20 protein-coding genes are annotated in these 21,379 nt (G+C 61.9%); 11 read left to right on the top strand and 9 right to left on the bottom strand.

What is annotated here, in order from left to right; all coding sequences use genetic code 11:
• Positions 1 to 186 precede the first annotated feature (186 nt).
• From RSO67_RS28850 to RSO67_RS28840, 3 genes are all read left to right on the top strand, one after another.
• Positions 187 to 492 (top strand): hypothetical protein, encoded by a 306-nt coding sequence (locus RSO67_RS28850; RefSeq protein WP_089267154.1) that lies wholly within the window; start codon positions 187 to 189, stop codon positions 490 to 492.
• A gap of 230 nt (positions 493 to 722) precedes the next feature.
• Positions 723 to 1,907, top strand: coding sequence for a DUF2865 domain-containing protein (locus RSO67_RS28845; protein ID WP_315841654.1), 1,185 nt, complete (start codon positions 723 to 725; stop codon positions 1,905 to 1,907).
• A gap of 108 nt (positions 1,908 to 2,015) precedes the next feature.
• Positions 2,016 to 4,073: a DUF1217 domain-containing protein gene (locus RSO67_RS28840; protein ID WP_315841653.1), complete on the top strand. Its 2,058-nt coding sequence runs from the start codon at positions 2,016 to 2,018 to the stop codon at positions 4,071 to 4,073.
• A 55-nt stretch (positions 4,074 to 4,128) separates the two neighbouring features.
• Here RSO67_RS28840 and RSO67_RS28835 read toward each other — a convergent pair whose 3' ends face one another.
• From RSO67_RS28835 to RSO67_RS28825, 3 genes are read right to left on the bottom strand one after another with little or no spacing between them, the layout of a single operon-like run.
• A complete protein-coding gene (locus RSO67_RS28835) occupies positions 4,129 to 5,880 on the bottom strand; it encodes an NAD+ synthase (RefSeq protein WP_315841652.1) in 1,752 nt (583 codons plus the stop codon).
• Between the two features lie 43 nt (positions 5,881 to 5,923).
• The gene (locus RSO67_RS28830) at positions 5,924 to 6,277 is read right to left on the bottom strand and encodes a diacylglycerol kinase (RefSeq protein ID WP_315841651.1); all 354 of its coding nucleotides are present in this window, start codon (positions 6,275 to 6,277) and stop codon (positions 5,924 to 5,926) included.
• Between the two features lie 2 nt (positions 6,278 to 6,279).
• A complete protein-coding gene (locus tag RSO67_RS28825; RefSeq protein WP_315841650.1) occupies positions 6,280 to 7,668 on the bottom strand; it encodes a class II 3-deoxy-7-phosphoheptulonate synthase in 1,389 nt (462 codons plus the stop codon).
• A 159-nt stretch (positions 7,669 to 7,827) separates the two neighbouring features.
• Between RSO67_RS28825 and RSO67_RS28820 the strand changes: the two genes are divergently transcribed.
• Positions 7,828 to 8,748, top strand: coding sequence for an alpha/beta fold hydrolase (locus RSO67_RS28820; protein ID WP_315841649.1), 921 nt, complete (start codon positions 7,828 to 7,830; stop codon positions 8,746 to 8,748).
• A gap of 118 nt (positions 8,749 to 8,866) precedes the next feature.
• Here the strand turns inward: RSO67_RS28820 and gor are convergent, their stop codons facing one another.
• From gor to rpiA, 3 genes are read right to left on the bottom strand one after another with little or no spacing between them, the layout of a single operon-like run.
• On the bottom strand, positions 8,867 to 10,255 hold the full coding sequence (gor, locus tag RSO67_RS28815; RefSeq protein WP_315841648.1) for a glutathione-disulfide reductase: 1,389 nt from the start codon (positions 10,253 to 10,255) through the stop codon (positions 8,867 to 8,869).
• Between the two features lie 54 nt (positions 10,256 to 10,309).
• Positions 10,310 to 10,849 carry a DUF2059 domain-containing protein gene (locus tag RSO67_RS28810; RefSeq protein WP_093758922.1) on the bottom strand — a complete coding sequence of 180 codons (540 nt, stop codon included), beginning with the start codon at positions 10,847 to 10,849 and terminating at the stop codon, positions 10,310 to 10,312.
• Positions 10,850 to 10,872: 23 nt separating this feature from the next.
• The gene (rpiA, locus tag RSO67_RS28805) at positions 10,873 to 11,571 is read right to left on the bottom strand and encodes a ribose-5-phosphate isomerase RpiA (protein ID WP_315841647.1); all 699 of its coding nucleotides are present in this window, start codon (positions 11,569 to 11,571) and stop codon (positions 10,873 to 10,875) included.
• Positions 11,572 to 11,763: 192 nt separating this feature from the next.
• Between rpiA and RSO67_RS28800 the strand changes: the two genes are divergently transcribed.
• The 6 genes from RSO67_RS28800 (at position 11,764) to RSO67_RS28775 (ending at position 16,781) form a co-directional block, all read left to right on the top strand.
• On the top strand, positions 11,764 to 12,447 hold the full coding sequence (locus RSO67_RS28800; protein WP_315841646.1) for an HAD family hydrolase: 684 nt from the start codon (positions 11,764 to 11,766) through the stop codon (positions 12,445 to 12,447).
• A 148-nt stretch (positions 12,448 to 12,595) separates the two neighbouring features.
• Positions 12,596 to 13,039: a hypothetical protein gene (locus RSO67_RS28795; RefSeq protein WP_089267143.1), complete on the top strand. Its 444-nt coding sequence runs from the start codon at positions 12,596 to 12,598 to the stop codon at positions 13,037 to 13,039.
• 112 nt (positions 13,040 to 13,151) lie between these two features.
• Positions 13,152 to 14,183: a GTP 3',8-cyclase MoaA gene (gene moaA / locus RSO67_RS28790; protein ID WP_315841645.1), complete on the top strand. Its 1,032-nt coding sequence runs from the start codon at positions 13,152 to 13,154 to the stop codon at positions 14,181 to 14,183.
• A gap of 186 nt (positions 14,184 to 14,369) precedes the next feature.
• Complete coding sequence (locus tag RSO67_RS28785; protein WP_315841644.1) at positions 14,370 to 14,906, top strand: TRAP transporter small permease subunit; 537 nt, start codon at positions 14,370 to 14,372, stop codon at positions 14,904 to 14,906.
• A gap of 75 nt (positions 14,907 to 14,981) precedes the next feature.
• Positions 14,982 to 16,391: a TRAP transporter large permease subunit gene (locus RSO67_RS28780; protein WP_120290994.1), complete on the top strand. Its 1,410-nt coding sequence runs from the start codon at positions 14,982 to 14,984 to the stop codon at positions 16,389 to 16,391.
• 42 nt (positions 16,392 to 16,433) lie between these two features.
• The gene (locus RSO67_RS28775) at positions 16,434 to 16,781 is read left to right on the top strand and encodes a GFA family protein (protein WP_315841643.1); all 348 of its coding nucleotides are present in this window, start codon (positions 16,434 to 16,436) and stop codon (positions 16,779 to 16,781) included.
• 5 nt (positions 16,782 to 16,786) lie between these two features.
• On the opposite strand, the gene RSO67_RS28770 is transcribed toward RSO67_RS28775, so the two are convergent.
• From RSO67_RS28770 to apbC, 3 genes are all read right to left on the bottom strand, one after another.
• On the bottom strand, positions 16,787 to 17,536 hold the full coding sequence (locus RSO67_RS28770) for a 2-keto-4-pentenoate hydratase (RefSeq protein WP_315841642.1): 750 nt from the start codon (positions 17,534 to 17,536) through the stop codon (positions 16,787 to 16,789).
• A gap of 152 nt (positions 17,537 to 17,688) precedes the next feature.
• The gene (locus tag RSO67_RS28765) at positions 17,689 to 18,777 is read right to left on the bottom strand and encodes a TRAP transporter substrate-binding protein (protein WP_089267138.1); all 1,089 of its coding nucleotides are present in this window, start codon (positions 18,775 to 18,777) and stop codon (positions 17,689 to 17,691) included.
• 203 nt (positions 18,778 to 18,980) lie between these two features.
• Positions 18,981 to 20,162, bottom strand: coding sequence for an iron-sulfur cluster carrier protein ApbC (apbC, locus tag RSO67_RS28760; protein WP_315841641.1), 1,182 nt, complete (start codon positions 20,160 to 20,162; stop codon positions 18,981 to 18,983).
• 313 nt (positions 20,163 to 20,475) lie between these two features.
• Between apbC and RSO67_RS28755 the strand changes: the two genes are divergently transcribed.
• Positions 20,476 to 21,345 (top strand): NAD(P)-dependent oxidoreductase, encoded by an 870-nt coding sequence (locus RSO67_RS28755; protein ID WP_315841640.1) that lies wholly within the window; start codon positions 20,476 to 20,478, stop codon positions 21,343 to 21,345.
• Positions 21,346 to 21,379 lie beyond the last annotated feature (34 nt).

Here is a 21,379-nt window from a genome sequence, read left to right as displayed (position 1 = left end):
AAATGGCGAGAGAACCGTTCATCGGGGCACCATGGGGCAACCCCAGGTGGCCCGTCAAGGGTGTGGAACTATGCCGTAAAGGGCTGATTTCGGCCTCAATCCATCGCTACGCCGCTCATGGTTAATGATTGTTAATCTTTGGGGCGTATCGAATGAGGGCGAATTTCCTCATTCATTCGGTGAGTTATGAAATCCATTTCAGTCGTTCTGACGGCGGCATTTGTTCTGGCCGCTTCCTCGGCCTTTGCCGATTCCCGCGTCTTCATCATCGCCAACCAGTCTGACGGTTACGGTATCGACCAGTGCCTCGCCCGCGGCGAGAAATGCGGCGCGCATGCCGCCCTGTCCTATTGCAAATCGCGCGCCTTCGACCAGGCCGTCGCCTATCGCCGCGTCGATCCCGATGAAGTGACCGGCTCGGTCCCGACGTCAGGCAGCGCCTGCCATCACGGCAAATGCGACGAATTCGTTGCGATTACCTGCCAGCGCTGACATCCCCCGGCTTGCGACTTTCTTGCGTCACGCTTGCGGCCACAGTGAGGCCCCGGAAACGACGTGACCCTGCCGCGAGAAGCAGCTATGGAAAGCCGCGTTCGCCGCCGCATTTTCATCGCGCGCGTCTGGCAACGTCGGCGAGAGGTTGGCGGCGGTATCGAAGCGCGATGCCGCACCACCCCGCTTGTTTCTGTCTCGCTCGCTTCTGACTCGCGCATTGGCCGGATATGTCTGACACTGTGACTGCTTCCCTTTCTCGCTGGGCTTTCGTTGGTGCCGCACTGGTTGGTGCGCTGTCGCTGGGCACTCCTGCATCGGCGCAGAACGGACCGCCCCCGGCCTATCCCGCGCAGCAGGTCTATCCGCCGAGCCAGGCGCAGCAGCAGGGCTCTGGCAATCCGATGTGCGGGCGCCTCGAGGCGCAGCTTGCGACCATCGATCGCGGTAACGGCCTCGATCCCGCGCGCGCCGAACAGCTTCGCCGCTATGAGGACGCCGCGTCCAAGCAGCAAAGCGAGCTCGACCGCGTTTCTGCGCAGGCCAAGCGGATGGGCTGCGACAGTTCCGGCTTCTTCTCGCTGTTCAATGGACAGTCGCAGCAGTGCGGCCCGGTCAACAATCAGATCCAGCAGATGCGCGGCAATCTGGATCAGATCACCAGCAATCTCGAACGCCTGCGCGTCGGCACGCCCGGCAGTTCGGACCGTGATACCCAGCGCCGCTCGGTGCTGCTGGCCCTCGCGCAGAACAATTGCGGCCCGCAATACGCCGCCGCTGCGCAGCGCGCCGCCCCGCAGAATTCAGGCCCCGGCGGTTTCCTGAGCAACCTGTTCGGCAATAACGAACCAAGCCCCGGCGCGCCGCCGCTGGACGGCAATATGTCGCCCGTTCCGTCCGGCACCTACCGCACCGTCTGCGTGCGCACCTGCGACGGCTTCTATTTCCCGATCTCGTTCGCGACGATCCCGGCGCGTTTCGGCGATGACGAGCGGACCTGCAAGAATCTCTGCCCGGCCTCCGACGCCAACCTGTTCACCTATCGCAATCCCGGCGAGGACATGAACTCGGCCGTCTCGGTTTCGGGGCAGCCCTATTCGTCATCGCCGAACGCTTTCAAGTATCGCACCGAATTCAATCCGTCGTGTTCCTGCAAGGCGCAAGGCCAGACCTGGTCCGAGGCGTTGAAGAATGTCGACGACAAATCAGCAGCGGAGAATGGTGACATCATCGTCACCGAGGAACGTGCCAAGCGGATGTCGCAGCCGCAAAAGGGCATGCCTGCCGCCTTGAAGAAGGGCGCAGCACCGGAGGCGCCAGCAGCAGCAGTTCCCGCGCAACCGGCGGCGCCGTCCACACCGGGCCAGATCCGCACGGTCGGTCCGCAATTCCTGCCGAACAACGCGCCGCGGTAGGCCCCGTGACGTCGCCCAGCCAGGCAGGGCGACGAGCGCACGGCCCCTGCGTCCAGCTTCGGACAACCTCCGAACGGTAGGCTCACGCCAAACCGCGAGGGTGTTCGGATGGTCTCGACTTATCTCAACTATAATATCGTCTCCCGCAATCTCACCCAATCGCTGACGCGGGTCTCGCAACAGGCCACCGTCTCGCGGGATACGGCCTATTACAAAGAGAACATCGGCAAGGTGAAAACCGTCGATGATCTCCTGAATGACTATCGGCTCTATACTTATGCAACGACGGCCTATGGTCTGGAGGACATGGCCTATGCCAAGGCCTTCCTGCGCAAGGTGCTGGAAAGCGATCTCTCCGACGCCAACAGTTTTGCCAACAAGCTGAGCGACAAACGCTACCGGGATTTCGCAGCGGCCTTCCCCTTCGGGACCACCAGCAGCAGCACCAACACCGCCCAGTCCGAGAACCAGGCCGACGACATGATCGGTCTGTACACGGCCGTAGCGCAGCGCGGGGTCGATGCCATCGACGCGAACAAGAACTACTACAATCTCACGATCGAAAAGATCACCAACGTCAATGGCCTGCTCGCCGACGACAAGCTGCGGAATTATGTTTTCTCGGCCTTCGGCATCGACAAGAATCGCTGGTCCCAGGACACGATCAGCAAGGTGCTGAGCAGCGATCCGTCCGATCCGAACAGCTATGTCAATTCCGTTTGGGTGTCGCAGAAAGCCGACATCAATGCGAATATCACCAAGGCCCAGGCAGCGATGCTCGACGCCGCCAGCAAGATCGACACATACATGGCGGCATTGAAACAGCCGGGCGCCGATATGGCCGACCTGCGCCAGAAGATCGAGCTGGAGCGCGCGCGCGGATCGATGAATGAGGTCAGCATCCTCAGCTATAAGGATGCACTCGAGACGATCGACAGCTATGTGGCGCTTGCGGGCGCTTTCGAGTTCTCGCCCGACGGCACGTTGCCCACCGGAACGTCTGCCCAGACAGCCGCGCAGCTGAGCGACACCCATGCCAAATATGTCAACAGCCAGGGCGCGACCTATCTCGCAGCGGACGAAAAGTACGCGGCATCGCTGATCAAGCAGTATCGCGCCGGTCTCGCCAAGGTGACCACGGTCGATGCTTTTCTCAAGACGCCAAACGTCTATAATTTTGCTCTGAAAGCATTTGGCCTTGATCCCGAAGAGGTTTCGCCGACGATCATCAAAAACGTGCTCAAAAGCGATCCGGACGATCCAAAGAGCTACGTGAACAAGCTGCACGACGACCGATACGTTCAGCTCGCTCGGGCATTCAATTTCGACAGCAGCGGACATATCACGACGCCTGTGGTGGCGCAGGACGCCGCGGAAGTCACCCAGGTGATGAAGGACTACATCATCGCCAAGACACGCTTCACGAAGGACAAGGAACAGGCCGAGCTGCGCAAGGCGGCCGACAAGGACGCGGTCTATTATCAGAAAAACATCGCCAATATCGAGAGCGTGAAGGATCTGCTTGCCGACAGGAAGCTCATCGACATCGCGCTCGTCGCCAAGGACCTCGACCCCGCCAAGGTGACCACCGCCGATCTGCGCAAGATGTTCGATTCCGACCTGAACGACCCCAAGAGCTTCGTCAACACGCAGAAGGATCCGCGTTTCGCGGAGCTGGTGGCCTCGTTCAATTTCGACGACGACGGCGAGATCGCGCGGCTACCGAAATTCGGGCCGCAGACCCGCGACCAGTTCATGGAAACCCAGCACAAATATCTGCAACAGACGCTGGAGACGCAGCAGGGCGAAAGCAATCCCGGCGTGCGGCTCGCGCTCTACTTCGAGCGCAAGGCGCCGAGCATCACCTCGGCATATGACCTGCTTGCAGACAAGGCGCTGGCGGAAGTGTTCCGCACCATCTTCAGCCTGCCGGACGAGGTCGGCGCGATGGATATCGATCAGCAGGCCAAGGTGGTGGAGAAACACCTCAATCTGAAGGACCTCGCCGATCCCGCCAAGCTGGCCAAACTGCTGAACCGTTTCTCGGCGCTGTATGACATCAAGAACAGCACCAGCGCCGCATCCTCACCCGTCGTCACCCTGTTTCAGGGCGGTGGCGTCCTGAGCGATTCAACCTTTGCGGCGGTGGCCAAAACGGCGCGGTGACGGGATCACGCGCCGATACACGACGGGTTTGTAGGGCGTCATTCGCCCTACAGCTTCATTCGAACGCTTCGCTGGTGCCCTTGCCGGGCCGCGTCACCAAGTCCTCATCGGGCCTCGGCAATGGATTGGCCAAATCGCGAAACTTGTTGGTGATCGGATAGCGGCGATCCCTACCAAAGTTCTTCCGCGTTACTTTCACGCCCGGTGCCGCCTGCCGGCGCTTGTATTCGGCGATGTTGAGCAGCCGGTCGATCCGCGTCACCACGTCCTTCTCGTAACCGGCGGCCACGATCTCCGACAACGGCTCCTCGCGTTCGACCAGGCGTTCGAGAATGCCATCGAGAATACCGTAGGGAGGTAGCGAGTCCTGGTCGGTCTGGTTTTCGCGCAGTTCGGCCGTGGGCGGACGGATAATGATGTTGTTGGGGATCACTTCGCCATCGGGACCGAGCGCGCCTTCGGGCTTCCATGAATTGCGCAAGGTCGAGATACGGAACACCTGGGTCTTGTAGAGATCCTTGATCGGATTGAAGCCGCCATTCATATCGCCATAGAGCGTGGCATAGCCTACCGACATTTCCGACTTGTTGCCTGTCGTGACGACCATCGCGCCGGTCTTGTTGGAGACGGCCATCAACAGCGTACCACGGGTGCGCGCTTGCAGGTTCTCTTCGGTGATGTCGCGCGCGAGACCCTTGAAGGTATCGGCAAGGATCTTCTCGAAGCCGTTGACCGCATCGGCGATGGGCAGGATCTCGTAACGGAAACCCAGCGCCTTCGCGAGCTTGTCGGCATCGTCGAGCGACACCTGCGCGGTGTAGCGGAATGGCAGCATGATGCCGCGCACGCGGTCGGCGCCGAGCGCATCCACGGCGATCGCGGCGCAAAGCGCGGAGTCGATACCGCCGGAGATGCCCATCAGCACGCCGGGGAAGCCGTTCTTGTTGACGTAATCGCGCAAGCCAAGCACACAGGCGGCGTAGTCGCCCTCGTCGCCTTCCGGTACCGGTGCGATCGGTCCGTCGCAGCGCCAGTGGCCGTCGATCTTCTCGAATGTCAGCGTCGTGATGCTCTCGGTGAAGGACGGCAATTGCGCGCCCAGCGAGCGGTCGGCATTGAGCACAAAGCTCGCGCCGTCGAACACCAGTTCGTCCTGACCGCCGACCTGATTAAGGTAGACCATCGGTAGATGGCTCTCGGTGACGCGGGCGACCTGCACCGACAAGCGCAGATCCGTCTTGCCGCGGGCATATGGCGAACCGTTCGGCACGATCAGGATTTCGGCGCCGGTCTCGGTCAGCGTCTCGACCACGTCTTCGTAATCGGCGGACTCTTCCATCCAGGTGTCTTCGCAGATCGGCACGCCGACGCGCAGGCCGCGGATGGTGACGGGTCCCGAGACCGAGCCGCGCGCGAAGACGCGCTTTTCGTCGAACACACCGTAATTCGGCAGATTGACCTTGAAGCGGATCGCGGCGATGCGGCCTTCGTCAAGCAACGCGCAGGCATTGTAGAGCTTGCCGCCGTCGACCCAGGGCGAACCGATCAGCACGGCCGGACCACCGTCCGCGGTCTCGCGTGCCAGATTCTCGATGGCCGCCCGGCAGGCCGCCTGAAAGGCCGGTTTCAGCACCAGGTCTTCCGGTGGGTAGCCGGCGATAAACAATTCAGGAAACACGATCAGCGTCGCGCCGTCGGCTTGGGCCTGCGCCCGCGCGGCGCGCGCCTTGGCGGCATTGCCGGTGATATCACCGACGATGGGATTGAGCTGGGCGAGCGTGACGGTGAAGCGCGTCAATTCTGTCATGGAAACATCCAAGCCTACCGGCTCACCCTTCGCAACTGCGGGATTAGAAGATGCCTATGCGCTCACCGAGCGCATACAGCCAGGTCATGCCGGCAATCACCAGTGCGACGCCGACGGCCGCCGATCCCATGTCCTTCACACGCCCGATCTGCGGATCGTGTTCGGTGGTGAGCCGGTCGGCCAGTTTCTCGATGGCGGTGTTGAGGAGTTCGACGGTGAGCAGCAGCAAAACCACCGCCACCAGCTCGAGCCGGCGCGCTGCGGTGGTGCCGATGAGGAATGACAGCGGCACCGCGAGGAGCAGCGCAAACAGCTCCTCGCGAATGGCCTGCTCCGATCGCGTTGCGAAGGTCAGGCCATTCCAGGTGTTGATGGTGGCCCGCCAGAGGCGCGACAAGTTTAGAGACCCGATGCCACCGGCAGCGGCTCCGCCCTGTCGACGCGGGACGTCTTCAGCAGTTCGGCGATCAGGAACGCCATGTCGATGGACTGCTCGGCATTCAGGCGCGGATCGCAGACCGTGTGGTAGCGGTCGTTGAGGTCCTCGTCCGAAATAGCGCGCGCGCCACCGGTGCATTCCGTCACGTTCTGGCCGGTCATCTCCAGATGTACGCCGCCGGCATGGGTGCCTTCGGCCGCATGAATCTGGAAGAACGACTTTACCTCGGACAGGATGCGGTCGAACGGCCGGGTCTTGTAGCCGGAATTCGACGTGATCGTGTTGCCGTGCATCGGATCGCACGACCATACCACCGAGCGCCCTTCCTTCTGCACCGCGCGGATGAAGCCCGGCAGATGCTCCCCCACCTTCTCGTGACCGAAGCGGTTGATCAGCGTGAGGCGGCCGGGCTCATTGTCCGGATTGAGGACGTCGATCAGCTTCAGCAGTTCATCAGGCTTCAGCGACGGGCCGCACTTCAGGCCGATCGGATTCTTGATGCCGCGGAAGTATTCGACATGGGCATGATCGAGCTGCCGCGTACGGTCGCCGATCCAGATCATATGGCCCGAGGTCGCGTACCAGTCGCCCGTCGTGGAATCGACGCGCGTGAAGGCCTGCTCGTAACCGAGCAGCAGCGCTTCGTGGCTGGTGTAGAAATCCGTCGAACGCAGTTCCGGATGGCTTTCCAGATTGAGGCCGCAGGCGCGCATGAAGTTCAGCGCGTCCGAGATGCGGTCGGCCAGTTCCTTGTAACGGCGCGACTGCTGCGAATCCTTCAGGAAGCCGAGCATCCACTGATGCACGCTGCCGAGATTGGCGAAGCCGCCGGTCGCGAAAGCGCGCAGCAGATTCAGCGTCGCCGCCGACTGGCGATAGGCCATCAGCTGGCGCTGCGGATCGGGCACGCGGGATTCTGGCGTGAAGGCGATGTCATTGATGATGTCGCCGCGATAGCTCGGCAGTTCGACGCCGTTGAGCTTCTCCATCGGCGAGGACCGCGGCTTGGCGAACTGACCGGCGATACGGCCGATCTTCACCACGGGCAGCGCGCCGGCATAGGTCAGCACCACCGACATCTGCAGGAAGGCTCGGAAGAAATCGCGGATATTGTTGGCGCCATGCTCGGCAAAGCTCTCGGCGCAATCGCCGCCCTGCAGCAGGAAGGCTTCGCCGGCAGCCACGCGGGCGAGCGACTTCTTCAGATTGCGCGCTTCACCTGCAAAAACCAGCGGCGGAAACGTGGCAAGCTGCGCCTCGACATCGCCAAGGGCCTTGAGATCCGGGTATTCCGGCATTTGCAGCACGGGCTTGCCGCGCCAGCTGTCGGGCGTCCAACGCTCGGACATCACTTCTCTCCTGAAAACCGCGCTTTATGGCTGCGGAGGCCGCGTTATACACAGCACAGATGGGGATCGCCAGTTCGAAATCCACATTGCGCCCCAAGCCCTTGCAGCCAAAGCCGAATTCGCATTTGCTAGGCTCGGGTAAGGAACATATGGGACACCATGGGAGAAACTGCGGTGTCGGAGGCTGCACTGGACGACGCTTTTGCCGATGACATTACCTTCCAGGCGACCGACGGCTATTCGTTGGGCGCGACGCTGTACCTGCCCCGCGGCGCCCGCACTCACGCGGTTCTGATCAATTCCGCAACCGCCGTTCCCCGCAAAATCTACAGAGGCTTCGCCAGCTACCTCGCGAGCCGTGGCTGTGCCGTGCTGACCTATGACTACCGCGGCACCGGGGATTCGCGGCCCAAGGCCGATCCCCTGTCCGGCCGGTCGAACGCTCTGGTGGGTTTCAAGGCGTCCATGACCGACTGGGCTGCGCTCGATGTCACCGCCGCGGTGATCTGGATGCGCGAGCGCTACAAGGCAATGCCACTTGCCTTTGTCGGCCATTCCTTCGGCGGTCAGGCGCTCGGCCTGATCCCCAACAATTCCGAGGTGTCACGCGCCCTGCTCATCGCGGCACAGGCCGGCACCTGGCGACTGATGACGCCGCCTGAGGGCTACCGCATCTACGCGCTGATGAAATTCGTCGGCGCACCGCTGGCGCGCGTCATCGGCTATGCACCCGGCAGGATCGGCCTCGGCTACGACCTGCCACGCGACGTGTTTCTGGAATGGGCGGGCTGGGTCACCAGCGATCGCTACTTCTTCGACGACCGCAAGCTCAGGGCGCTGGTGAATTTCCCGCGCTATCGCGGCGAGATGCGGGCCCTGAGCTTCTCGGACGATCCATGGGCCACACGCGCCGCCGTGGAAATGCTCTGTGCCGGCTTCACGTCGATCAAGCCGGAGATCGACAGTATCCGCCCCATCGAAGCCGGCTCGAAAAAGGTCGGCCATTTCGGATTCTTCCGGCCGGAACACCGCGACACACTGTGGCGCGGCGCTGCCGAATGGATCCAGATGGAGAAATAGCGGAGATCGTAGGATGGGTAGAGCGCAGCGAAACCCATCAATCTCTTCGGTGAAAGCGATGGGTTTCGCGAAGACGCTCTACCCATCCTACGATCGCAACGACGACGCCCTGGTCAAACTATTCCGCGGCAGCTTCACGCACGTAGCGCGCGGTCGGCGTGCGCATCGTCACCAGCTCCTCGGCCGCACTCGGATGCACGGCCACCGTGGCGTCGAAGTCAGCCTTGGTCGCCTTCAGCTTCACGCAGATGCCCAGCACCTGGATGAGTTCGGCCGCTTCCGGTCCGACGATATGGGCGCCGACCACGATATCCGTCGCGCCGTCGACCACCAGCTTCATCAGCACCCGGCTTTCGCTGCCGGAGATGGTCGACTTGATCGACCGGAAATTGGTCTTGTAGATATCGACGTGGCTGAAGGTGGCGCGCGCCTCTTCTTCGCTCATGCCGACGGTGCCGACCTCCGGCTGGGTGAACACGGCGGTCGGGATATTGCTGTGATCGACCTTCACGGTCTTCTTGCCGAATACCGTATCGGCAAAGGCGTGGCCTTCGCGAATCGCCACCGGCGTCAGGTTGATGCGGTTGGTGACGTCGCCGACCGCGTAGATATGCGGCACATTGGTCTGCGAGAACTCGTTGACGATGATGCCGCCATGGGCGGGCTTGAGTGCAACGCCAGCCTTCTCAAGACCGAGATTGGCGGTGTTCGGATTGCGGCCGATCGCGAACAACACCTGATCGGATGCGATGCTTGCGCCACTGGACAGATGCGTCGTGAATTCGTGCCGGTGTTTCTCGACCTTGGTCACCGTGCAGCCGGTCAGGATGGTGATGCCATCCTTTTCCATCTCGCTGCGGACATGGGCGCGCACGTCTTCATCGAAGCCGCGCAGGATGTTGTCGCCGCGATAGATCACCGTCACGTCGGAGCCCAATCCTGCAAAGATGCAGGCGAATTCGAGCGCGATATAGCCGCCGCCTTGGATCACGATGCGCCTCGGCAGTTCGGGCAGATGAAACACCTCGTTGGAGGAGATCACATGCTCAATGCCGGGAATCACAGGCCCATGATTGGGCGCGCCACCGGTCGCAATCAGGATATGCTTGGCGTTTACCGTCTCGCCGGTGCCGAGGCGCAGCGTGTGCGGATCCTCGAATACTGCGCGGGTCTTGACGGTCGTCGCGCCGGTCTTCTCCACATTGGACTGATAGATGCCCTCGAGCCGGGCGATCTCCTTGTCCTTGTTTGCGATGAAGGTCGACCAGTCGAACGTCGCCGTCGGGATCGTCCATCCGAAGCCCGCGGCATCGTCGATCTCGCGCTGGACGTGCGAGGCATAGACCATCAGCTTCTTCGGCACGCAGCCGCGTATCACGCAGGTGCCGCCGAAGCGATATTCCTCGGCCACCATGACCTTCGCGCCGTAGCCGGCAGCGATACGGGCGGCGCGCACGCCGCCTGAACCGCCACCAATGACAAACAGATCGACGTCGATGTCAGCCATGATCGCTCCGAACTGCGGACTGAGGCCCGGGATGACGGGCCTCAGCTTACGCCCTTAGATTTCCTTGCCGCGCTTGCGCATTTCAGCGCGGAACAGGCCGTTGACCTGCTCCGAAAACTGCTGCGCCCACTGCTGCATATAGGTCATGCTGGCGGAAATCGACTGGGGCTCCTGCACCAGAAGTTTCTGGCCAAGCGGCGATTTGTAGAAGGTCGCAAGGTCCTTCAACTCCGCCTCGGTGAAGTCGCTGGCATAGATCTTCGCCATCTGCTCGGTGATCTCCTTGTCGCGCCCGGCCATCGTCTGCGCGATGGTGATGGCGACCTCATTGAGATCCTTCTGATAGTTCAGATTGCTCTGCAGCAGCGAATCCTTGACGCGCTGAACCATGTTCGGCACCGCATTGGCATACATCGCGCTGGCGTTCTTCATCGCCAGAATTTCCTTGGCGTAAGCGATCGCAGCTGGCGATGCCGGCTTGATCGGACGAGCCTGTCCTTCCGGAGATGCCTGCTGCGCGGAGACCGGCAGCGCGATCACTGCAACGCTGAGCGCCAGACCAGCGGACAGCAGCATGTGCGAGAGCTTCTTCATTCCAATTCTCCTTGATTGCGCCGTTACGGACGCTCGAAAACGCGAATTCCCTGCGATCCTGCCAGCATGGCGGTGCTTGCCAGACTGATAAACAAACCGTGCTCGACCACTCCCGGAATGGCGCCGAGCAGCCCAGCCAGTCGGGGCGCATCGGTGATGGTCCCGAGCCGGGCGTCGATGATCCAGTGGCCACCATCGGTGACGAAAGCATGGCCGTCCTTGCCACCACGAATAGTCATTTCGCCGTGCAACCCGCACTTGGCGAACACATCGGCAATCGCGCGGCGCGTTGCCGACAGGCCGAACGGGATCACTTCCACAGGCAGCGGGAAGCGGCCGAGGGTCGGCACCCATTTGGAATCGTCGGCGATGACAATCATGCGGTCGGACGCCGCCGCCACGATCTTCTCGCGCAGCAATGCGCCGCCGCCGCCCTTGATGAGATTCAGCGCCGGATCGACTTCGTCGGCACCGTCGACCGTGAGATCGAGCCGATCGACCTCGTCGAGTGTGGTCAGCGGCACGCCGCAACGTTCGGCATCGGCCCGCGTGGCCTCGGACGTCGGAACGCCAATAACCTTGAGACCACCCGCCACGCGTTCACCGAGCAATTCGACGAAATGCTTCGCCGTCGATCCCGTGCCGAGTCCGAGCTTCATGCCGTCGCGTACGTGCTCAAGTGCCTTGGCGGCAGCCTGTCGTTTCAGCTCGTCCATATTCATCGGCGCGGCGGTCCTTGCAGTTCAAAAACGGTCCCGCGGACGGGATGCGCCGCATATCTAGCGACGTTTGGGGGCAAGGAACAGGGCGAAGGACGTGCTTTCCCTTGGAATGCAGGCCTGCATTCCAAGGGGGATGCTGGGCTACGTCCGCCCCCCTTGCGGGATCGGCCGCGGACCGGTAGCGATCCGCTCATGACCCAAGCACCCCTCGTCGTTTTCGACCTCGACGGCACCCTCGTCGATACCGCCCCTGATCTCATCAGCGCGCTGAATCATGTGCTCCATCAGGAGGGGTTGGCCCCCGTCCCGCTGGAATCCGCGCGGAAAATGATCGGCCAGGGCGCCCGGCGCCTGATCGAACGCGGGCTCGAGCTGGAAGGGCGCGAAATGAGCCCGGATGAGGTCACACGCCTGACCGAGGATTTCATCGCTTATTACGCGGAGCATATCGCCGACGAGTCGCGCCCCTTCGAGGGGCTGATTGCGGCGCTCGACGAGATGGCGGGGCGTGGCTACCGCTTCGCGGTCTGCACCAACAAGCTGGAATGGTTGTCGAAGCTGCTGCTCGACAAGCTGGAGCTGACGGACCGATTCGCGGCGATCTGCGGCGCTGACACCTTCGGCGTCGCGAAGCCCGACCCCGTCATCCTGCAGCAGACGGTAGCGCGTGCCGGTGGCGTGATGTCGTCCGTTGTCATGGTCGGAGATGCCGGCCCCGATGTCGGTGTGGCGCGGCGGGCCAATGTCCCGGTGATCGGCGTTACATTCGGCTATACCGATGTCCCGATTATCGATCTCAAGCCCGACATCGTGATCGACCATTTCCGCGATCTACCGACGACCGTCGACTGCCTGTTGCCCCGCCGCCTCGCCTAGCCTGTTCAGATAATTGAGTTTCTCAGATTATTTGGCGACTTCGTTAACCATCAATTAACTATAAGCGGCCTGCGTGTTGCGTCATATGTACGACGCTCCTATGGTTGCCGGGGATGGCGGCTAGCCGCAAAACGTGACGGATATACCCATGCGTAGAGTAATAGTTTTGGCAGCGGCAGGCCTGAGCCTGGCCGGTTGCACGTCGTTCTCCATGGACGCATTCAAGTCGGCACCGGAACCGGTTACCGTGCAGTTCGACTCGGTTCCGCCCGGCGCAGAAGTGGTCACGTCGATTGGCCCGAGCTGCAAGACCCCGTGCTCGCTGCCTCTGGCAACGGAAACCGGGTTCAGCGCAACCTTTACCCTCGCAAAATTCCAGCCGATGACAGTTCCGGTGACCGTCACCCGCGTTCCCGGGGATTTCACCTCACCGGCACGGACCACGGTCGATCCGAGCCCGGTCGTCGCCGAACTGCAGCCCGCAACGCCGCCACGCCGCGCCCGCAAGGCTGCAAAGCGTGCAGCAGCGCCTGCCGCGGCCCCGGCCGCCGCGGCATCTGCGGCGGGCTCGCCGTTCCCCGCCCCTCGCTGATCCACCAAACATATACGTTGGCGTGATTGTGCCAGCTGCAACCCGTGACTAGATTGAACGTGCGGCGTTTTTCGCCGCGCGAGCAATTCATGTTTTGCAGTCAGGCATCTGAATGACCGTCTCCGAGTTGAGCCCCGCCCTGGCCTCCTCTGCCATGACCGACCCCTTCGGTCGGCGGATCAGCTATTTGCGTGTCTCGGTCACGGATCGCTGCGATCTGCGCTGCTTCTACTGCATGTCGGAAGATATGACCTTCCTGCCCAAGGCCGACCTGCTGACGCTGGAAGAACTCGACCGGCTCTGTTCCGCATTCATCGCCAAGGGCGTCACCAAGCTGCGACTCACTGGCGGCGAACCGCTCGTCCGACGCAACGTCATGGGCCTCGTGCGTTCGCTGTCGCGCCACCTCAAGACCGGCGCACTGAAAGAGCTGACGCTGACCACCAACGGCTCGCTGCTGTCCAAATATGCCGCTGAGCTGGCCGATTGCGGCGTGAAGCGCATCAATGTCTCCCTGGACACGCTCGATCCCGCGAAATTCCGCACCATCACGCGCTGGGGCGATCTCTCCAAGGTGCTGACCGGCATCGACGCCGCGCAGGCAGCGGGCCTTGCCGTGAAGATCAATACCGTCGCCTTAAAGAACATGAATGAGCACGAGATCCCCTCATTGGTCGAATGGGCGCACGGCCGCGACATGGCACTGACCCTGATCGAAGTGATGCCCATGGGCGATATCGGCGAAGGTCGCATCGACCAGTATGTACCGCTGTCGCTGCTGCGCACGCGGCTCGCGGGTCAGTTCACGATGACGGATCTCCCGGACGACACCGGCGGTCCCGCCCGCTATGTCCGCGTTGCCGAAACTGGCGGCAAGATCGGCTTCATCACACCGATGACCCATAATTTCTGCGAATCCTGCAACCGCGTCCGCATCACCTGCACCGGCACGATTCACACCTGTTTGGGCCACGAGGATGCATCCGACCTGCGCAAGCCGCTGCGGGCTTCCGCCGACAATGACCTCCTGAACGCCACGATCGACCGCGCCATCGGCCTGAAGCCGAAGGGGCACGATTTCATCATCGATCGCCGCCACAACCGGCCGAGCGTCAGCCGGCATATGAGCGTGACCGGGGGGTAACCCCACCGGCGGTGCTCCGTCCTCCCCCTCGACCAATGGCCTGCGACAAACCGTCAATTTCCGATTGACGATTGCATGACGCGCTGAAATGGTGCCGCCGAATTCTTTCGCCCAGCGGAAAAAGCTACGCTTTCTCAGTGAGAAAGACGTGATGAGCGGACAGCGGGGCGACTTTCGGGGGAAACTGTGGACGTACTCAAATTCACACGTGCGATCGATGCACTGAGCGATGTGTTCGGCTTCATCGCCAAGTGGCTCGTGCTGCTCGCCTGCCTCGTCAGCGCCGGCAACGCCACGATCCGTTATCTCTTCAACTATTCGTCGAACGGCTGGCTCGAAATCCAGTGGTACATGTTCGCCGGCATCGTGTTTTTCGGCGCGGCGCAGACACTGCGCCTCAATGAGCATGTGCGCGTCGATCTGCTCTATTCGGCGGTCTCCGATCGCGCGCGGCTGTGGATCGACATCATCGGCCTCTGCATCTTCCTGCTGCCAGCGATGACATACCTCACTTACATGACGTTCCCGTTTTTCCTGAATTCCTGGAATTCGCAGGAGGTCTCCAGTAATGCGGGCGGCCTGATCCTGTGGCCAGTGAAGCTTGTGCTGCCGCTCGGCTTCGGTCTGCTGCTACTGCAGGGTCTGGCCGAACTCGCCAAGCGCATCGCCGCGCTCGCCGGCGTCGTCCAGATCGACACCCATTACGAAGCGCCGCTGCAATAGCGGCGTTCGCTTTTTCAGCCTCTCGCATTTCGACCAATCCGTTCGATAGAACCAGTTCGATAGTCAGGACCACCGATGTTTTCCTACGGCGTGTTCCCCCCGCTGATGTTCGGCACCATGATCTGCTTCATGGTGTTCGGCTTCCCGGTCGCCTTCTCGCTGGCCGCGGTCGGCCTGTTCTTCGGCATTCTCGGCATCTTCACCGGTCACTTCGATCCGTCCTTCCTGCAGGCGCTGCCGTTTCGCTTCTACGGCACGATCTCCAACGACCTGCTGCTGTCGATCCCGTTCTTCACCTTCATGGGCGCGATCCTCGAGCGCTGCGGCCTTGCTGAAGACCTGCTCGAAGGCACCGGCCAGTTGTTCGGCAAGATCCCCGGCGGTCTCGCTTATGCGGTGATTCTCGTCGGCGCCGTGCTCGGCGCCATCACCGGCACCGTTGCTGCTTCGGTCATCGCCATGGGCGTGATCTCGCTGCCGATCATGATGCGCTACGGCTACGACATGAAGCTCGCCACCGGCGTCATCGCCGCATCGGGCACCATCACGCAGCTCATCCCCCCGTCGCTGGTGCTGATCGTGCTCGCCGACCAGCTCGGCCGTTCGGTCGGCGACATGTATCTCGGCGCCATCGGCCCCTCGATCATCCAGGTCGTGATCTTCATTCTCTACATCGTCGTATTGTCGATCCTGAAGCCGAGCGCGATGCCGCCGATCCCGGAACATGCGCGCGAGCCCATGAACTGGAAGCTCATCAGCCGTGTGCTGTGGGGCATGATCCCCTCAATCGTGCTGATCTTCCTGGTGCTCGGCACCATCGGCCTCGGCCTCGCGACGCCAACCGAAGCCGGCGCCATGGGTGCGGTTGGCGCCATGGTGCTCGCCGCGCTGCATCGCCGCCTGACCTGGCCGCTGATCGACCAGGCGATGACATCGACCATGCGCCTGACCTCGATGGTGGTGTTCATCCTGATCGGCTCGACCTGCTTCAGCCTCGTCTTCCAGGGCATGGATGGCGCACGCTGGATTGAACATCTGCTCACCGGCCTGCCCGGCGGTGCGATCGGCTTCCTGATCTTCGTGAACATCTTCGTGTTCTTCCTGGCGTTCTTCCTCGACTTCTTCGAGATCGCCTTCATCATCATCCCGTTGCTGGCGCCGGTCGCGGCCAAGCTCGGCATCGATCTCGTATGGTTCGGCGTGCTGCTCTGCGTGAACATGCAGACGTCATTCATGCATCCGCCGTTCGGCTTCGCGCTGTTCTATCTGCGCGGCATTGCACCGCCCGAAGTGAAGAGCCGCGATATCTATCTCGGCGCGCTGCCATGGGTTGGGATGCAGATCATCCTGGTGATCATCGTGATCTACTGGCCCGGTCTCGTGACCTACTGGATCGACAACACGGCTGTGGATACGTCCAACGTGAAGATCGAGATTCCGCAAATCGAAATGCCTGCGATGCCCGACTTCGGGCCGGCAAAGTAGCGGATGACGTCGCTATCGCGCATGACGATCAGGGGATAGCCGATGCTGCATGAAGGAAGCTGCCATTGCGGCAACATTGCCTTTGAAGTCGAGGGCGACTTCAATTCGGCCATCGACTGCAACTGTTCGATGTGTCGGCGACGCGGCGGCCTGCTCGCTTTCGTTCCACGCGACAAACTGGTGCTGAAGACCGCGAAAGAAAGCCTGTCGACCTATACGTTCAATCACCACGCCATTCAGCATCACTTCTGCAGCACCTGCGGCATTGCCCCGTTCGGCGAAGGAAAAGCACCCAACGGAATGATGATGGCATCGGTCAATGTGCGCTGCCTGCCTGCGGTCGATCTGAGCGCTCTGGAAATCCAGCAGTTCGACGGCAAGGATCGCTAACGCGATCAGCCGACAAACATTATCTCGGCCTCGCCGAGCTTTTCAAATCGCACCACACAGCGATCGCCAGGCTTCAGGAACGGCAGCCCGGTCCAGCTGCCTGTGGTCACGATCTGACCGACCTTCACGCCGCCACCTGCGCGCATCATGTTCGCCAGCGCGACAGCGCCCGCGATGGGATCGTCGGTGGGATGGCCACCCTTGCGTTCGATCCGGATTTCACCATTCACGATGAACGTCATCTGCAGGTTCGGCAAATCGAGATGTGACCAGTCGGCCATCTCAGGCCCGAGCACCAGCCCGCCATTGATGCCGCAATCGGCAAGCTGCTCGAGCTTTGGCCGGCTCAGCGGCTCGCGAAAACGACTGGAGACCACCTCGATCACCGGAAGCACCGCGACGGCCTCTGCGATCTCGTCGCGGGTGTAAGCCTCGCTGCGCGCCGGCAGATTGCGGGTAAAGCGGAAGGCGACCTCGCCCTCGACGCCGAGATGCGGGACTTCAGCCACCGACATACGCGCCGGGCTCGAACGGATCATTCGGGCTTCGATCAGACCGCGCGTCGGTTCACCCTCGGGCGGCGCACCGGCCTTGAAGGCACCGATGGGCTGTCCAACGAGAAAGGACACGCGATCCTGAATCTCGTGCGCCTCTCCAACCGAAGATGGCGTGACCGGGAGTCCCTCGATCTGCGTCCCACTGCGGCGCGCCTCGGCAAGGATTTCTGCAGCGGCGGCGATCTCTGATTCGGTCATGGCGGCATCTCTCAAGGACACAGGCTTCGCGGTGTGTGCGAGACTTAGCGGATTTCTACGCCCGGCAATACCGCGCGGCACGCGCGCGTGCTCCAACAAAAAGCCCGACCTTCTCGCGAAGGCCGGGCTTCATGTTTGATCAAGGCTTAAGATCAGCCGCGGGTACGCGAGCGGATCATGAAGCTGTCGAAGGTGTATTCGGCAACCTGCCACCACAGATATTCGTCCGAACGATAGGCCTGCATCGCGTCGATCGACTTCTTGAAGTCGGCGTTCTTCGCGGAAATTTCAGCCCAGAGTTCGTTGGTGGCCTTGAGGCAGGCGTCCAGAACTTCATTGGTGAACGGACGCAGCTGCGTGCCACCGGCGACGAGCTGCTTCAACGCCGCCGGGTTCTGCATGTCGTAACGAGCGGCCATCCAGCTGTTGGCATTGGCGCAGGCATTGGTGAGGATCGCCTGATAGCTCTTCGGCAGCGCGTTGTACTTCTCGAGGTTAGTGAAGGCATGGACCGTTGGGCCGCCTTCCCAGAAACCTGGATAGTAGTAGTACTTCGCGACCTTCTGGAAGCCGAGCTTCTGATCGTCATATGGACCGACCCACTCGGCAGCATCGATGGTGCCTTTTTCCAGCGACGGATAGATGTCGCCGCCGGCGAGCTGCTGCGGCACGACGCCGACCTTCTGCAACACCTGACCGGCAATGCCGCCGATGCGCATCTTGAGGCCGGAGAGATCGGCAACAGTCTTGATCTCCTTGCGGAACCAACCGCCCATCTGCGTGCCGGTATTGCCGCAGGGATGACCGATGACGCCAAATTTCTTGAAGAACTCGTTGCCGAGCTGTTCGCCGCCGCCCTGATACCACCAGGAATTCTGCTGGCGCGCGTTCAGGCCGAACGGCACCGACGCGTAGATGGCGAAGGTCGGGTCCTTGCCGACATAGTAGTAAGACACAGTGTGGCACATTTCGACGGTGCCGTTCGAGGTCGCATCGAGCGCCTGCAGACCGGGGACCAGTTCACCGGCCGCGAAGACCTGGATCTGGAATTTGTTGTCGGTCATTTCGGCGACCTGCTTCGCCATCATCTCGGCGCCGCCATAGATGGTGTCGAGCGACTTCGGGAAGCTCGATGCGAGGCGCCATTTGACCTCGGGCGCGGACTGCGCGATCGCCGGCGAGGCAACGGCGGCCACCGCGGCGCCGGCCGTCGAAACCTTCAAAAACTCACGACGCTTCATTCAAGCTCTCCTTTTGCGGGCGTTTTCCCTAGAATTCCTTTGAGCATATTCAGCGGCAAATCGTTACGCGATTCAACCGAAGACGCTCTGGTGCAGAGGCTGTCTAACACGGTTATTCAGCCGCGGAAAACACGACGAACGTCGTTGCCAGCCCAATTGAACGAAAGTTCTATGCGACATCTCGGCCGCGGCCACCGGCCGGCTTACGCAGCCGCAATAACGCCCTGCAACCGGTCGCGGATCTGCGTGCCGATGGCCCGATAGATCGCGGCGTGGGGGCCGTTGGGCTCGCTCACGACCACCGGCGTGCCGGCATCCGACATGGCGCGGATGGACATGTGCAGCGGCACTTCGCCGAGGAACGGCACCTTGAGCCGCTCGGCCTCATGACGGGCGCCGCCATGGCCGAAAATGTCCGATCGGGTGCCGCATTCCGGGCACTGGAAATAACTCATGTTCTCGATGATGCCGAGCACGGGCACGTTGACTTTGGTGAACATCGCAAGGCCGCGCCGCGCGTCGATCAGCGCCAGATCCTGCGGCGTCGAGACGATCACAGCGCCCTTCAGGGGGACGTTCTGCGCCAGCGTGAGCTGTGCATCTCCAGTGCCAGGGGGCATGTCGACGATAAGGACGTCGAGCGTGCCCCAGGCGACATCGCGCAGCATCTGGGTGATCGCCGACATCACCATCGGCCCGCGCCAGATCATCGCGGTTTCCTCCTCGACGAGGAAGCCGATCGACATGATCGACAGACCGAAGCGTTCGATCGGGATCATCTTCCTGTTGTCGTCCAGGGTCGGCTTTTCATTGATGCCGGTCAGCCGCGGCACCGAAGGACCATAGATATCGGCGTCGAGCAAACCGACCTTCAGGCCGAGATCGCGCAGCCCCAGCGCCAGATTGAGTGCCGTCGTGGACTTGCCGACACCGCCCTTCCCCGAGGCCACCGCGATGATCGCGGCGACGCCAGGAATCTCAGCCTGTTTTGACATTGGCGAGTTGGCCGGGTTGGCGTGCGGGCGATGCGCCGAGACCGGCTGTACGCCGCCGGACTGCGGACCGTGCGAATGCCCGCCGGGGCCATGAGAATGCCCTGCATGGTCGTGGCGCTGCGGCGCAGGCGGTGCGCTGCCCGGCTTGCGCTCGGCGGTCAGCGCGACCATTGCGCCGGAGACACCAGGGATCGCTCGCACTGCGGCTTCCGCCTGCGCGCGCACGCTTTCCCAGGCCCGCGCTTCAGCGGCGTCCACATTGATCGAAAACAGCACCTTGCCGTCCGTCACGACGATCTCGGACAAAACATCCGCATGGATCAGCGGCACGCCGCGCGGCGATGTCACCTTGGCCAGACCATCCAGAACCTGCTGCTTCGAAACGCTCAATGCGTGTCTCCCGATCGACGGACAAACTAGACCGCACAGATAGAGAACTTCCGCCCTAAGTCCATGCCGTTTCTAGGCTATGTTGAGAATTCCGAGATTGCTCTGGCACAAGACCGGCATGAGATTTTCTTTCGCAGCGCACCATAAGCGACTGCAGCCATGAGTGGTAACGGGGGCTTTGCCGCGTCCTGTGCAGCGACTATGCTGGCGCTCCTCATCACCCGCGATCTCGCCGCCACGAACCAGGGCGGCGCCTCACTTCCCAACAGTCGACGTTCGGCAGCAAAGCCGACAGCATCCAAAGGGTACGGACATGGCTAAAGTTGCATTTATCGGTCTCGGCGTCATGGGTTTCCCTATGGCCGGTCACCTTGCCGCCAAGGGCGGCCACGAGGTCACCGTCTACAACCGCAACGCAGCCAAGGCCAAGGCATGGGTGGAGAAGTTCGGCGGCAAGTCCGCACCAACCCCGAAAGCGGCTGCCGAAGGCCAGGACTTCGTGATGTGCTGCGTCGGCAATGACGACGACCTGCGCTCGGTCACCACAAGCGCCGATGGCGCATTCTCCGGCATGGCCAAGGGCGCGATCTTCGTCGACCACACCACCGCCTCCGCCGAAGTGGCGCGCGAACTCGATGCGGCTGCGACCAAGGCCGGCTTCCACTTCATCGACGCGCCGGTGTCCGGCGGCCAGGCCGGCGCCGAAAACGGCGCCCTCACTGTGATGTGCGGCGGCGACGCCAAGGTCTATGCCAAGGTCGAGCCGATCATCACGGCCTACGCCAAGATGCAGAAGCTGCTCGGTCCCGCAGGCTCCGGCCAGCTCACCAAGATGGTCAACCAGATCTGCATCGCCGGCCTCGTCGAGGCACTGTCCGAAGGCATTCACTTCGCCAAGAAGGCCGGTCTCGACGTCAATGCGGTGGTCGAGGTGATCTCCAAGGGCGCCGCGCAGTCGTGGCAGATGGAGAACCGTCACAAGACCATGAATGACGGAAAATTCGACTTCGGCTTCGCCGTCGAATGGATGCGCAAGGACCTCTCGATTTGTCTCGCCGAGGCCCGCCGCAACGGTGCCAGCCTGCCGGTCACGGCAACTGTCGATCAGTTCTACGGCGAGGTCGAAGCACTCGGCGGCAAGCGATGGGACACTTCAAGTCTCTTGGCAAGATTGCCCCGGTAACCATCTAGGTTTCCTGAACAAATCACGGTGGAGC

The sequence above is a fragment of the Tardiphaga sp. 709 genome (genome assembly GCF_032401055.1).
GTDB lineage: Bacteria > Pseudomonadota > Alphaproteobacteria > Rhizobiales > Xanthobacteraceae > Tardiphaga.
This window is presented reverse-complemented; position numbering and strand designations above follow the sequence as displayed.

Coding starts and splice junctions, on each gene's coding strand:
- RSO67_RS28850 (WP_089267154.1), top strand. CDS start 187: ATGAAATCCATTTCAGTCGTTCTGACGGCGGCATTTGTTCTGGCCGCT.
- RSO67_RS28845 (WP_315841654.1), top strand. CDS start 723: ATGTCTGACACTGTGACTGCTTCCCTTTCTCGCTGGGCTTTCGTTGGT.
- RSO67_RS28840 (WP_315841653.1), top strand. CDS start 2,016: ATGGTCTCGACTTATCTCAACTATAATATCGTCTCCCGCAATCTCACC.
- RSO67_RS28835 (WP_315841652.1), bottom strand. CDS start 5,880: ATGACAGAATTGACGCGCTTCACCGTCACGCTCGCCCAGCTCAATCCC.
- RSO67_RS28825 (WP_315841650.1), bottom strand. CDS start 7,668: ATGTCCGAGCGTTGGACGCCCGACAGCTGGCGCGGCAAGCCCGTGCTG.
- RSO67_RS28820 (WP_315841649.1), top strand. CDS start 7,828: ATGGGAGAAACTGCGGTGTCGGAGGCTGCACTGGACGACGCTTTTGCC.
- gor (WP_315841648.1), bottom strand. CDS start 10,255: ATGGCTGACATCGACGTCGATCTGTTTGTCATTGGTGGCGGTTCAGGC.
- RSO67_RS28810 (WP_093758922.1), bottom strand. CDS start 10,849: ATGAAGAAGCTCTCGCACATGCTGCTGTCCGCTGGTCTGGCGCTCAGC.
- rpiA (WP_315841647.1), bottom strand. CDS start 11,571: ATGAATATGGACGAGCTGAAACGACAGGCTGCCGCCAAGGCACTTGAG.
- RSO67_RS28800 (WP_315841646.1), top strand. CDS start 11,764: ATGACCCAAGCACCCCTCGTCGTTTTCGACCTCGACGGCACCCTCGTC.
- RSO67_RS28795 (WP_089267143.1), top strand. CDS start 12,596: ATGCGTAGAGTAATAGTTTTGGCAGCGGCAGGCCTGAGCCTGGCCGGT.
- moaA (WP_315841645.1), top strand. CDS start 13,152: ATGACCGTCTCCGAGTTGAGCCCCGCCCTGGCCTCCTCTGCCATGACC.
- RSO67_RS28780 (WP_120290994.1), top strand. CDS start 14,982: ATGTTTTCCTACGGCGTGTTCCCCCCGCTGATGTTCGGCACCATGATC.
- RSO67_RS28775 (WP_315841643.1), top strand. CDS start 16,434: ATGCTGCATGAAGGAAGCTGCCATTGCGGCAACATTGCCTTTGAAGTC.
- RSO67_RS28770 (WP_315841642.1), bottom strand. CDS start 17,536: ATGACCGAATCAGAGATCGCCGCCGCTGCAGAAATCCTTGCCGAGGCG.
- RSO67_RS28765 (WP_089267138.1), bottom strand. CDS start 18,777: ATGAAGCGTCGTGAGTTTTTGAAGGTTTCGACGGCCGGCGCCGCGGTG.
- RSO67_RS28755 (WP_315841640.1), top strand. CDS start 20,476: ATGGCTAAAGTTGCATTTATCGGTCTCGGCGTCATGGGTTTCCCTATG.